The organism is Domibacillus epiphyticus (assembly GCF_001975785.1).
GTDB classification, from domain to species: Bacteria; Bacillota; Bacilli; order Bacillales; family Domibacillaceae; genus Domibacillus; species Domibacillus epiphyticus.
Map to the genome: position 1 here is coordinate 80,689 of NZ_MSFI01000019.1, position 14,323 is coordinate 95,011.

8 protein-coding genes are annotated in these 14,323 nt (G+C 44.3%); 6 read left to right on the top strand and 2 right to left on the bottom strand.

Going from position 1 to position 14,323, the window contains the following annotated elements:
• Positions 1–26: 26 nt before the first annotated feature.
• Together BTO28_RS11215 and BTO28_RS11220 are read right to left on the bottom strand one after the other, a co-directional pair.
• Positions 27–2,756, bottom strand: a complete 2,730-nt coding sequence (locus tag BTO28_RS11215; RefSeq protein ID WP_076766269.1) for a DEAD/DEAH box helicase — start codon at positions 2,754–2,756, stop codon at positions 27–29.
• Positions 2,749–4,050, bottom strand: coding sequence for a hypothetical protein (locus tag BTO28_RS11220; protein ID WP_076766271.1), 1,302 nt, complete (start codon positions 4,048–4,050; stop codon positions 2,749–2,751). Before BTO28_RS11220 ends, BTO28_RS11215 begins: the two co-directional genes overlap by 8 nt.
• 243 nt (positions 4,051–4,293) lie before the next feature.
• Between BTO28_RS11220 and BTO28_RS11225 the strand changes: the two genes are divergently transcribed.
• The 6 genes from BTO28_RS11225 to BTO28_RS11250 all read left to right on the top strand — a co-directional run bounded on the left by BTO28_RS11225 (position 4,294) and on the right by BTO28_RS11250 (position 14,281).
• On the top strand, positions 4,294–5,709 hold the full coding sequence (locus tag BTO28_RS11225) for an N-acetylmuramoyl-L-alanine amidase (protein ID WP_076766273.1): 1,416 nt from the start codon (positions 4,294–4,296) through the stop codon (positions 5,707–5,709).
• A gap of 97 nt (positions 5,710–5,806) precedes the next feature.
• Entirely contained in the window at positions 5,807–7,729 is a 1,923-nt protein-coding gene (locus BTO28_RS11230; protein WP_076766275.1) for a S8 family serine peptidase, read from the top strand.
• Positions 7,730–8,022: 293 nt separating this feature from the next.
• The gene (locus tag BTO28_RS11235; protein ID WP_076766277.1) at positions 8,023–9,030 is read left to right on the top strand and encodes a C40 family peptidase; all 1,008 of its coding nucleotides are present in this window, start codon (positions 8,023–8,025) and stop codon (positions 9,028–9,030) included.
• 101 nt (positions 9,031–9,131) lie between these two features.
• Entirely contained in the window at positions 9,132–11,093 is a 1,962-nt protein-coding gene (locus BTO28_RS11240) for an S-layer homology domain-containing protein (protein ID WP_076766279.1), read from the top strand.
• Between the two features lie 171 nt (positions 11,094–11,264).
• On the top strand, positions 11,265–12,782 hold the full coding sequence (gene murJ / locus BTO28_RS11245; RefSeq protein ID WP_076766281.1) for a murein biosynthesis integral membrane protein MurJ: 1,518 nt from the start codon (positions 11,265–11,267) through the stop codon (positions 12,780–12,782).
• A complete protein-coding gene (locus BTO28_RS11250) occupies positions 12,779–14,281 on the top strand; it encodes a hypothetical protein (RefSeq protein ID WP_076766283.1) in 1,503 nt (500 codons plus the stop codon). Before murJ ends, BTO28_RS11250 begins: the two co-directional genes overlap by 4 nt.
• Positions 14,282–14,323: the final 42 nt, after the last annotated feature.

The following is a 14,323-nucleotide window of genomic DNA, read 5'->3' on the forward strand; positions in this document are numbered from 1 at the left end:
CCTGGCAGGTAGACGGGGCTTTTTTATCAATCAAGTTTAAACAGCTCATGAAGTGCATGATCGTCAAGATTGGCAATAAACGCCCCGCTTTGAATAATTTCGCTGCTTGCCGCCTGTTTGGATTCAATCATCGCATCAATTTTTTCCTCAATCGTCCCGGTCGTAATCATTTTATGAACATGAACAAACCGGCTCTGCCCAATCCGGTATGCCCGGTCGGTGGCCTGGTTTTCCACTGCGGGATTCCACCAGCGGTCGTAATGAATGACGTGATTGGCTGCTGTTAAGTTCAACCCGGTGCCACCAGCTTTAAGGGATAACAAAAAGAATGGAAATTCGCCGTTTTGAAAACGCACAACTAGATTGTCGCGTTCTTGCTTGGATGTTGAACCATTTAAAAATGGAACATCAATCCCGTATTCATCGGCAATTTCGCGCTGTATCATTTCACCCATGCCGATATATTGGGTGAAAATCAAACAGGCCTCTCCCTGTTCATAAATATTGGCCGTAAGTTCCATTAATTTTTCCATTTTTGCTGAACGTGCGCGTACATTATCTGGTGTATCTTCTTTTAAGAAAAGAGCAGGATGGCTGCACAATTGTTTTAGTTCATTTAAAAGCCGCAGAATCATGCCGCGCCGCTCGAAGGCAGAAAGCTGTCCGATCTGTTCCATCGTGTCCCGTACAGTCCGCTCATACAGCACCGCCTGTTCTTTCGAGAGCGGGCAATATTCTTTTTGTTCGACTTTGTCAGGAAGACCGAGCGCTGCTTCTGGATCAGTTTTCGTGCGGCGCAATAAAAATGGCCGGATTTTTGATTGCAATGCGGCAACACGGTCTGAGTCATGATCTTTTTCGATAGGCACCATATACGATTTTTGAAATTGAGCAAGGGATCCAAGCCAGCCGCGATTTGTGAAATCAAAAATCGTCCATAGTTCGGACAGCCGGTTTTCCATTGGCGTTCCTGTCAAAGCAATTGAATGCCTGCCGTTTAATTTTCGGACAGCACGTGACTGTTTCGTTCCGGCATTTTTAATGTTTTGAGCTTCATCAAGTGCCGTTGTACTCCACTCCACTTTTTCAAGCGTCTCAAAATCGGAGTGGACAAGGCCGTATGTCGTCAAAACAACATCGGCATCAGAAATTTCTTTTAAAAATGCTTCGCTGCGCGGCCGGTCTTTGCCATAATAAAGCATGACGGACAACTCTGGGGCAAATGACGCCAGTTCCCGCTGCCAGTTCCCAAGCACAGACGTCGGGCAGATAATTAGTGCCGGTGTTTCGGGCCGTTCTTTTTTTTCGACATGAAGCAAATAAGAAATGAGCTGCACCGTTTTCCCAAGCCCCATATCATCCGCAAGACAAGCCCCGAAACCGCATTCTCTTAAAAAGTACAGCCAGCTCATGCCGATTTGCTGATACGGACGCAGCTCACCGTGAAGTGCAGCAGGTGCCGGAAGAAGCGGAATGTCTGATTCATTTTTCAATCGGTCAATGATGGATTGAAGGGATCGATTTAATCGTATGTGAATCCGGGCAGCATCCTCCGTATCGGAAAATTCCTGGTTCAGCACATCGATTACCGTAACACCTTCTTGTTTTGCCTTTTCCATTAACGCTTTAATTTTACCTATCACAGCTGGATCGAGATGGACCCAGCGGCCATTTGATTTAATGAGACGACGCTCACCGCTCGCAAGCTGCATAAATTCTTCTTCGCTCATTTCCACGCCGCCGAGTGCAACTTTAAAGTCAAACTCTAAAATGGCATTCATCCCGACAAACGACTGCTTATTGGATTCGCGCACATCTGCTGCAACCGATATCGCTGCAGACCGTACAGATTCCCACCACGGTGGGAGCAGCACCGGGATGCCGAGTGCGGTTAACTTTTCTCCGCTTCCAGTTAAAAAGCCTATGGCTTCCGCTTCAGATAACGACTCCTTCAATGCACCGTTTTCATTAAGATCAGGAAAAAGGCGCAGCCACCGCTCCAATTCATTAAGAGCTTCTCCTTCAAAAGGCTCTGCTGATTTCGGCAGCTTTTTTTTAATAGAATATACCTTTTCTGACGGTTTATTCCGAATTAAAACGGCTTCCAGTTTCCATAATGCATCATCAGCTTGCGGTTCAGATAAGCGCAGTCCCGGTTCATACGCAGCGGGTTCGCCATCTGAAAGAAAAGAACGGAGCCGATCAGGATCAAAATAACGATTCAGCTCATCAGCAGTAAGCTGATCTCCAAATGATTCCGCAAGTGCCGTCATGCCTGGGTGGGCGGACGCTGCAATCATTGGGAAAACGCGGCCAATAAATGTACGCCGGTTTTCATCGAAAATCGGTTCTTCCCAGAATGAGTTGGCAAACTCATCGTGAACTTCTTCCGGTACAGGCCAGGCAATCCCTTCTTCTGTAAACTCAGGCATCGCGTCAAAGACGGCTTCAAATATGACGGGGGCACATGCTAAGCTAAAATGACCCGCTTCATCCCATTCAAAACGAGTGAACCGGTTAAAATGCTCCGCTTTAAACAAAGACACCCATTCAAATGGCGTCAACTTAACAGCTTTTTCTCCGTCGATCTTTCCGTACGTGAGTTTTGTACCGTAAAAGCTTTCAAGGTGTCCGCCAAATAAAAGACGGGTCCAGGATTCAGGCGGCAGAGATTTGCCGCCTGAATCCAATGCCCGCAAATAAAAGGATTCATTTTCATATTGTGTTTTTAAATAGATCGTACCAAGTCTAATCATGTAAAAGTCCGCCTTTTTTGCATTCTTCCTGAAACGCCCTGAGCCGCTTCGTATCATTTGCAACCCAGTCCAGCCATCGTTCAAATTCATCGTTTCGCTTCAATTTTTTATAGATAGTCCGCATGCGCTTGCTGAACTTCACTGCCTGTCGATATGAATTCCTGTTTCGCTGGGCGATAAGCGCAGCGATGCCTTGATGGAGCAGGGGCAGAGTCACTCCCGGTGCTTCTTTTATCGCGGTCTTTAAACCGGCACGGTCAAGGTCAGGAAGATCGGCGTTCATGAGAAGCTGTAAATCAACCCACTCGGCATAATCGCCCCGTCCAATTAAGAAATAGCTGAGTGACACGTAACTAAATGGCAAAAGGGCTGTATACAGCTCCTTCACGACCAAAGGTGCACGTACAGACAAATCGTCTTCATCAAGAAGGCGAATGAGCTGGCGTACGAACAAACGGCGGCTGTATTCGTCTTGAATGAATAAAATGCCGTCACCTGCCAGTGCTGCCGCCGCTCGCAGTACGGGAATAAAACGATCGGACCGTTTCGCATCCTGAAGCCAGTGGAGGAAATGCAAAAACACATCTGCAGGCGCTGCTGCCGCCGTTTCGGTGAATTTGTCCATCTCCCCTAGCAAATATAGCTGGTGCATATGTGCCGCGGTCTGTATCGTACTGCTGCCGCTGCCAGGAAGTGTTCTTTGCAGCTCTTCCCGCCGCCAGTCTGTTTTCGTAAATAAGGAATCCCAAAGAAGGCGGTACAGGTCAAGTCGTGCATTGGGAAAGTGTTCGAATGGAAAAGAGAGAAGCCGTCCAGTATCGTCTTTTAAAAGATCAATGTAGGGTTCAAAGGCAAATGGCATCACACCACCCGTCATTTTGATGGCATCAAATGTTTCATCAGCCAGATAAAAGAGTACATCATATCCGGCCCGCTCTGCAGTTTCAGCTGCCAAATTCGCTTCGTCTAGACGCTCTGAAAGGGAAGAAAACGTATAAAAAGCCGCGAACATGCGAAATAAGACCGCCCATTCTCGATCAGACGGTGCTTTTTTAAGTAATTGTTGATAAACATCTTTTGCGGCGTATTCCGTATTGTACGGATGTTCTTCAATCTGTTGGATGGGAAGCTTGTTGTAAACCGCGGCTGTAATGGTTTCCTTCCATTGTTCAGGTGAATGTCCGATTCCTTGGACACGGCGCAAATCAGATGCACGCATAACACCTGGAATGGAAAAAAGATCCGCCCGAGTAAGAGATGATTGATCTGGAAGAAACGTTTTCGCCTTCGTCAAAGTTAATGGCACCCTTTCGATCTGTAAGATTCCTTCATTATAGCATGAAATAGACCTGCATACGCAACAAAAAAGAACGCCTGTTCTTTGTTTCGTTGAAGTGACATTTGTTACAAGGTCATTACATTTTTAGGGAGAAACTAGCAAAATAGCTGTTTTTTCGCTAAATATTAAAAAAGAGCGGTGTTGAGATTCATCGTTCTGTGCTAGACTTAGGTGGTAAATTTTAAGAAAGGAGGCAGAATGGTGAAAAGAAGTTTTTTCTATGTCGTAATGGCGTGTTTCTTGATGGTTCCTCTACTTGGTTATGGGCAGAATGCAGAAGCTGCAGGCTTTGTCGATGTACCTAAACGTGCAGAGAAAGAAGTCAACTATCTGGCGGAAGGAGGAATAGCAAAAGGATCATCTGCGACATATTTTGGTGCGCAAAAAACAGTCAGCCGCATGGAAGCCGCCGCATTTATCGGCCGTGCGCTCCAGCTTGACGGAACAAAACGCGCGACAAACTTCAAAGACGTTGGATCAGGCAACTTCGCATCCGGGTACATTCAATCAGCAGTTAGTATAGGGATTCTCTCTGGATATGGCGGAGGCCGTTTTTTACCATATAAAGAAGTAACACGCGGTGAATTGGCGGTTATGATTTCGAAAGCATTTGGCTACAGCTACGGCGGAACACTTTCCGGAGCGGCGAATGCATTGAAATCGCGAGGTATTGCAGATGGGCTTTCAAACGGATCATTTGGCGCTGATCAAATTGTAAAGCGAGCGGATTTCGCCGTTTTCCTTGCCCGGGCAATTAATCCAGAATTTCGGACGAAAGGTTTTTCGAGCTTTTCAAAAACATTATGGACAAATACAGGAGATTTAAATATCCGTACAGGTCCGTCGACAAAATACTCATCTAAAGGGAAACTTGCAGAGGATGTTAAAGTAACAGGTTCATTTACCATTGCAGGATGGACCTATGTAAAATCTGGCAGCACTGCTGGTTTTGTGAGTGCAGGCTACTTGAGAGACACAGAAGCAAAAAGTGCGACCAAACCGCCGGTAACAGGAGCTGACCCGCGCCTTTCCAATCAGACGATCATTCTTGATCCCGGGCATGGCGGCAGCGATCCGGGTGCTAGTGCATTTGGCTTAAGAGAAAAGGATGTTGTGTTAAAAACAGGGCTTAAAGTAAACAACTTGTTTAAAAAGACGCCTTTTAAGGTGAAAATGACACGTTCTACCGACACTTTTATCTCTCTTAACAATCGTGCCGCTTTTGCGAAAAAGAACAATGGAAATATTTTCGTCAGTATTCATGCCAATGCGGCTTCAGCCAGTGCCACAGGAACAGAATCATTCTATTATTCTGCAGCAAATCCGCATGTAGCAGACAGCAAATTGCTCGCTTCAAAAATTCAGGACCGCATGATTGCAGCCTGGGGCCTGAGAGACCGCGGCGTGAAACGCGGAAACTATGCTGTTCTTCGACAAAACACGGTGCCTGCAACATTACTTGAGCTTGGTTTTATTACAAACAAAGGCGACAACAATAAGCTTAAGTCTGATTACTGGCTAAATTCTATGTCGAAAGCAATCTATCTCGGTATTTTGGACTATTATAAAGCGAAAGGATACGACGTAAATTCCCTTTATAATGTTGCAAAATAGGTAAATATATAAATAGAATCTATTGCATATAAACGTTACAATATAGAGGGGCACCTGCCTCTCTTTATTTTTTTATCAGAAGAAAGAGGTGATCGACATGAGTACTACCAAACACCTCCTTGCGCTGCTTTTCGCCATTCTTTTCTTCTTCAATATACCTGCAGTGTTTGAAGCAGGCGCGATTGACAGCAAACAGGCGGTAATTATGTTTGACGAGAAAGTGGACAATGAGCTGCTTGAGCAATATTCGGAATCGGTCGACTACATATTCCAAGAAATTCCGGCGGCATCCATCAGCATTACCGATGTGCAAAAAAGAGCACTTGAAATGGCGCCTGGTGTCGAATCTATTGCGTATGACATGCCGGTAAAATCAATGGCACAGACAGTACCATATGGATACAAGATGGTAGGTGCGCCAAACCAGGTTCCTTCCACATTAACGGGAGCTGGTGTGAAAATTGGTGTCCTGGATTCGGGCATTCAGTCAAATCACCCTGATTTACAAAAGCGGATTGCCGGCGGGGCCTGCATGATGACCATTGTGGATAAAGACGGCTGTCCGGACTCTTATAATGACAACTCAGGACATGGGACGCACGTGGCAGGCATTATTGCTGCGAACAACAATACCTTTGGGACGGTTGGTGTGGCGCCTTCCGCCACTCTATATGCGATAAAAGTGCTGGATGAATATGGATTTGGTACAACAAGCACAATGATTGCCGGTGTCGAATGGGCAATGAAACAAAAAGTCGATATTTTAAATGTTAGTATTACGACACCTGTTCATGAAACTGCGATGCAGGAAATTATGCAAAAAGCCTACAATTCAGGCATGTTAATAGTCGGAGCAGCGGGCAATACGGGACCTCCTGTCAGCGGATCGACATCATCTGTCGAATATCCGGCGAAATTTGAAAGTGTCATTGCGGTATCATCTATAGATCAATATAAAAAGATTGACCCGCTTTCATCGCTTGGAAAAGAAGTAGAATTGACAGCCCCGGGTGTGAAAATTTACAGTACATACCCTGGTTCAACCTATGACTATTTAAGCGGAACCTCGATGGCAGCACCATACGTATCAGGACTTGCTGCTCTTTATATGGAAAAATACCCTGAAATGACAAACGTCCAAATCCGTTCACTTTTGCAAAAAAATGCTGTTGATTTAGGAGCAGCCGGCCGCGATGCGTATTTTGGGTATGGTCTTGCGCAAGTGGATAAAAACCCAATTAACCACGGCATTAAATTGCCTTATACAACGGATGGGAAAGGGAAAGTAGTGATTGATACATCAGGCCTTGCCGCACGTTTTGGTTCATTTAATGTATACCGCGGCGAAAAAAAGGTTGGCGTGAATGAAACCGGAAACGAATGGATTGACTATGTGTCCAACGGTACGGTTACGTATTATTTTCATCCCGTTGTAAACGGAAAAGAAGATGAAGTCTCTTTCACTTCGTTAAAGTTAACGATGTCTGAACTTGCATTTCCGGATTTAAAGGCTTCTCAATGGTATGATCGTTATGTTACTTACTTGCATCATGAAGGTGTGTTCGCTGGATTTAAAGATGGTACGGCGCGTCCGACATCACTGATTACGCGCGGGGAAGCGGCTATTTTAATCGGGCGGTCGCTGGGCTATGACGGTACAATGCGCAGCACGTCCTTTAAAGATGTAACGTCAAAATCTGTCTCATCTGGCTATGTGCAAAGTTTGTATGAGGCAGGTGTGATTACAGGACTTCCAGACGGCACATTCCAGCCTGCAAGAAAGATAACACGTGCTGAAATGGCGATTATAATTTCACGTGCATATCAGCTCGCCCCTGTCGAACAAAGCACCGTAAAAGATATAACGAATAAAATTACAGGCTATCAATATATTAACGGCTTGATGGCTGCTGGTATAGCGGAAGGTTATTCGGACAATACATTTAGACCATATACGTATCTGGATCGTGCTGCTTTTGCTGCATTCCTTTCCAGAGCAATAAGTGATCAGATGCGCTAATAGACAAGAATCGACTCGTGAAATTGAACGAGTCGATTCTTTTTTTATTTTAATTTTCAGTTTTATTTCAACAATGTTTCAATGTTACAGGAATGTGCATAATCATGTCGAAATAATCATTTTATACCAAAAAATATAGTATTTTTAATAGAATAAAAGGTGAAAACATTGTCAAATCAACGTAATAAAAAGATATTTTAATGTAATAGAAACGTAAAACTATTTAATGTTTAATTTTGCTACAATTACATCAGTGAGAAAAATAGAGAACGAAAGAAGAAACTGGGAGGTTTATGGTGATCAGTTGGAAGAAAGCAGTTACCGCTTTACTTGCCGCAATCATGCTTTTTACTCTGTCCCCGCTGACAACTTTTAAAACAGAAGCAGCGTCTGTCGGAGAATCGATCGTGGCCTATGGTAAAAAATTCATGGGTGTCCCTTATGTCTTTGGTGGAACAACGCCAAGAGGATTTGATTGTTCCGGATTTACACAATATATATATAGAAATGCTGCAGATATTTCATTGCCGCGTACAGCAGAACAGCAGTACAAAGTTGGAACGTCTGTTTCGAAAAGTAATTTACAGCCAGGCGACCTTATTTTCTACGCAAATACGTATAAGCCGGGCATTTCACACGTCGGTGTGTACGCCGGAGGAAATATGGTGTTGAATGCGACATCGAGCAAGGGTATAGCGCTTGTCTCCATGAACGACTCCTACTGGGGACCGAAATACGCGGGCGCGAAACGCATCGTAAATGAGCCGGATTGGTTTACAGATCTACCTAAATCGGGTTCGACAGTTTCTGCTATTAAAACGTTAACGGATAAGGAAATCATTACAGGTTATGGCGACTACACATTCCGCCCGGAAGTAAAGGTAACACGCGGACAGGCAGCGGCCATCATTAACCGTGTTCTTGGCTTAAAACCAAGTGTAATGAGCCACTTCAAAGATGTACCAAAATCAAACCGCTTCGCTTATGATATTGCGGCAATGCGTGAAGCAAACATCATGAACGGATACGAAGGCAAGCTTTTTAAACCAGAAGCGGAAATGACACGTAACGAAATGGCGGCGCTCATTCAACGTGCATTTGATCTTAAAGTTTCTCAAACGGCTGCAGCAAGTGTAGCATTTGACGATGTAAACTCAAGCCACTGGGCTTATGAAGGTATTGTATCAATCGCATCACTTGACAAAACAGGTCTTTTTAAGACAGATCGTTTTTACGGTGGACATAAAGCAACACGCGAACAGTTCGCGGTAGCAATTTATAATGCTATGAATGCAAAATAGTAAATTTAAAACAGTCCCGGACCTTACACCGAGGCTGTTTTTTTCATATAATAAGAGAAGTGCGAATAGATTTTTAATATGAAAGGAGATAGACTTTACCAATGAAAAAAGCAATCTCATTTTTGATGGCATTTGTTTTGTTTTTCCCTCTTCTGCCCGTCTCAGACACGAAAGTCCAGGCCGATGATGTAGCCGGCATTAAATTAGAGGCAGAACTTCGGGCGATGATTAAAGCCGGTGTGATGGGCGGCTATGAAGACGGTACATTCCGACCGGGCAATTCAGTAACCCGCGAGGAATTTGCGACTTTTCTAGCGCGTGCACTTGAACTGCCAGCAGGTCCGCCGGTATTTAAGGATGTATCTCCATCCAGCAAACTGGGGGCGTACGTTAATGCAGCGGCAGCAGCCGGTATTGTAAACGGCGGATCAGATGGACGATTTAATCCGAAATCAACCATTTTACGAAAAGACATGGCGCTCATGATAAGCAATGCGCTCAACCATTTAAACAAAACGGCAAGCTACACGGCGCCTGCTTTTACGGACCTTGACGGCTTAAGTTCAACGCATAAAATTGCGATAGGGAAAAGTGTGAATTTAGGAATTATTTCCGGTTATACGGATAATACATTCCGTCCGGATGCAAATGCCCAGCGTGATCAGGCAGCAGCGTTTATTTACCGGCTGCTCGACGGCAAATTGCCAGAAGTTCCGGTAAAAGACTATCAAACGGCCAATATTGATTCTTCGGGCAACATTACCCGGTCATCTGTTTCCTATGAGTCATTTAATCTTGCGAAACAGGCGATGACATCAAGCGGCGCTGAATTGATTACGAAAGACGGCAAAGTTATCCACATGAAAGACAATGCGGGGATGGTATTTGCAAAGCCGCCGAGTGGAGCGACGATCAATTTATACACAGATGCAGCATTAAAGAATGCAAAAACGTATGTAACGGCAAACCCGCAAAGTGCGACAAAATTTCCGTACACAACGACAGAAATGAAATACGTAACATCAACCGATCAATACGTTGAAGTATACATTGGTGGGGAAAACTATTTTATCAAGCCATCTGATGCACTTCTCGTTCCATTTGAAGGAGCAAAAGGCCGAAGCTACTATCAAAATGTAAACGGCTCACTCGTTCACTACATCTATTCTATTGAAAATAACAATTACGCTTCATATAATGCAGGGGTTGCGCCTTCATTTATGCAAGCCGGACAAAAATATTACAGCTGGGATAACTTCAGCTTCTATAATGCAGCGGGTCATGCAGCGGGACGCCAGTATCAATACTTCCAATTTTTATCTGCCCGTACGGCGACTAGCTATACTGCAGCACAACTAGATGATTATATTAAAAAAGCCGTAGCGGACCGCGAGAAAACAGGACAAGCAAGATATAAAGATGCATCAACAAAGAGCAAGATTCTTGGTCTTGGCACAGCGTTGAAAAAAGTAGAGGAAGAAAAAAAGGTTAATGCTCTGCTTGTACTTGCGATGGCGATCCATGAAAGTGATTATGGGACAAGCCCTCATGCCTACAACAATAACAATCTATTTGGCATTCAAGTGTATGATAACAATCCGGAAAAAGGAAAGAGTTTCGCGACGCCTGAAGAAGGGCTTAACCATCTTGCTGATGAATATTTCGCTGGTGCGGATGGCGACTGGCGCGGCGGATACCTGACACCTGGCGACTGGCGCGCGTTCGGAGGGGCACCGGGTACAAAATCAAATGGAATCAATGTGAAATACGCTTCTGATCCATTCTGGGGTGCTAAAGTGGCCGGCCATATGAGAAGGATTGACCAAGCGCTTGGTTCAAAAGACTTTGGCAAATATACATTAGGCTTCACGAGTGCGGCCGACTTAAATGTTCGTGTAAGTGCGAATGGAAGTTTACTATTTACCTATCCATTAAATAGAATGCCGGTAACCGTGCTTGGACAAAGCGGTACTTGGACAAGAGTCATATCGGATATCCCGGCTCGTCCAGATGGCTATATTCATAGCGACTATATTAATCTTTTACCGGTAGCAGGTAAATAATGACTTGATCCCGCCAGGCTTTGTGCTGTGGCGGGATTTTATTTTTTGCCCATGGATAGCATGAACACCACTTTTGTATTAACATGCGCCATTTCATCCGTCCCTCGCTTGATGAATTGAAATAAGGTAAAATAAATAGGAATTTTATAGATATCGGGGTGTACATCAACTATGTCATTGAAAAAAACAGCGCTTTGGCTTGGGCTCCTGGCACTTGTGGTCAAATTATCGGGCTTTGTGCGCGAAAGTATTATTGCCTATGAATTTGGCGTCAGCAGTGACACAGATGCCTACTTGCTTGCGTTTTCATTTATTACACTAGTCATCGCCATGATCGCAGGCGGTTTCAACAATGTGTTTTTACCTATGTACGTAAAAAAACGAAAAGAAAGTCCAGAGCAGACAGACCGCAGTGCGAATGGCATCATGAATATGACATTCCTTTTGTTTATCGGGATTTCGATTATTGGCTATTTTCTCGCACCGTTGTTCGTGCCGATTATTTATGGAAGTATGACGCAGGCGACAGAAGAAACGGCTGTGTCGATCACCCGGTTTTTCTTCGCTTTTATGTCATTCATCGCGTTGACTAGCATTTTGGATTCTTATTTACAGGGAAGACGCATTTTTGTCCCATCCCAAATTGCCAAATTGCTTCAAACGATCGTCGGTGTCTCATTTGCTCTTCTATTTTCGGAGCAGTGGGGTATTGCCAGTCTCGCCTATGGTTTCATCGCTGGAACGATTCTCGGCATACTCGTTCAATTTTTTTACTTGTTTAAAAAAAATTACCGGTGGCAGCCGGTTCTGTCGGTCGATAAAGAGTTTCAGCAGTCGTTTATCACACTGCTGGCCCCGGCATTGCTCAGCTCAGTCGTCGGGCAGATTAATGTATTCGTCAATAAAGCCTTTGCATCAGGAATAGGAGAAGGTCCGGTATCGTATTTAAATTATGCGCAGCTCCTGTCATCCATTCCGCATACGATATATGCGACGACCATTGCAGTTATTATTTTTACGCTTTTGTCGGAACAAGTCGATGATCGAAAAAGATTTCAAAATACATTTTTCAGCGGCATGCAAATTTCATTATTGACGCTAGCCCCGATTGCGGCCGGTCTTTACGTTGTTGGGGAGCAGGCGCTCTCGTTTATTTACGAGCGGGGAAAATTCACATCAGAAGATACACATAACACATATATTGCGCTCGTTTTTTACTTGCCGATCATTGTGACGCAGGGGATGCAGTATATCGTTGCAAAAGCGATGTATGCCCAGGGAAAAACGAAAATTGTCTTCCGGGTCAGTGTGTTTACGATTGCCCTCAATGCCCTGCTAAACTGGCTTTTCGTCGGTCCGCTCGGCTACCCGGGTCTCGCTCTTACCAGCTCACTCGTATCGCTGTACTATTTAACAGCGTGCACCATATTCGTCTATAAAGATTTTGATAAATCCGAGCCGGCCCGTTTGATTGGCCTCCTCATACGCACGGCCATTGTAACGGCCTTTATGGCAATTCCGCTTTATTTTATTCGTCCATTTTTCGAAGACTTGTATTCCTTGTGGCAGCTCGCTATTTTAGTGCCAATCGGTGTTCTTCTATACATCGCCGGCTTGTTTTTCTTCTATAAAGAGGGATTCCGTAAATTACTCAGCATCGTGAAGCGAAACCGGAGCAGCCTGTCGTGAAAAAAATGTTTATCCTCATGGTGCTGATTCTTGCCGGATGCGGAATGAATGAGGAAGCGGAGCCGGTCAGCGAATCACATGAAATCAAAATCGGAGACCGGTCTCTTGTTCTAGAGTCAGAAACGCTGCACGCTAAAAAAGAATCGAACCCAGAGGGACTAGATGCGATGTATCAAGATACGGACTATCATTACAAAACCGGCGGGAATGCAAAAGTAACAGTGAAAGTCCGTGACATTAAAAATGGCGACCAATTTGTCATGCTGCAGCTGAAAGGCAAAGGCACTTTAACAGGCACACTAGAAATTCCATCTGCTAATGATTATTATTTCGTCGATTGGACGAAAAATATTCCAAAACGAGAACACGACGACGTCATCGGCGCCGATAAAACAAAGCCGCCTGCTGGGTTGTTCCGCTATACAAACGACCATGAATTTGTGAATGAAGTGGTCATGAGCCACACATTCACATCGCGTGAACGAAATAAATTATACGGAAGCGGCAGGGAAAGCATGCTGCGCGAACTGGTGTCGGAAAAAAATACACTCCGTCATTCAAAAAAAGGCATTGAATTTACGATGACAGCCGAACGTGATGAAATAACAGAGCAATGGTTTTTACTCGCCAGGGAACCTTTATTTCATGATACGGATCACTTAAACGAATGGATTACCTTTCAGCAGACGAACTATAAAGAAGTCAACAACTGGTTTACAGTCGATGGCTCGTTAAAAAAACTCCCATGGTCGATTGAACCTTTTACGAAAGACGGGTATGGCCGCTTGCTGGGCATTATGATGGAAAAAGAGGCGCTAGACCGGTATTTTAAATATAAAGACCGGTACTTTTATAATTTGACGGTGCAAACTGCCGCGAACTTATGGGCATACCGTGAGGCTAAATCAGATACGGTCTGGAAAACGGAATATACGAGCAACTGGCTTAAACAAAAGTATGACATTACGGCACCGTACGTTGACACGCGTTATAATGAATTAATTGTGCTGAATTTAAATAGGCTGGGCAGAGAGTTCGGTGTGTCACAATTGGAAGCCACACTGCCTGAATACAGCGACTATTTGTTGAATTTAATCAGTATTGAAAACGTGATCCATGCAGATAAAGGCTATTTGCCAGCTGATTATTATTCCCCGCAGCAAGGGCGGCAGTACATTCATGCGTCATTGAACCACGCGCTCGGTGAAGCGAATATGTTCATAGATGTGTACAATCAAACGAAAGAGAAAAAATATTTACACGCTGCAACGGATATACGTGCCGGAATAGAATCAATCGGAACGGACTGGATCAGACCAAACGGAGATCTCTGGTATCAGATTAACCGTGACGGTACATTTGATGGGAATGACTATGAACGGCTAACGCTTAATGATTTAAAAGCTCACGAAAAGAAATGGAAATCAATAGGCGGAAAACCGAGTCCTATTCTTCAAAAATTAATTGAAAGTAAAGAACAGTATTTAAAATCAAAATAAGTTCCGATATAATGCTTTATTAAGGGGAACAAAGAAAGGAAG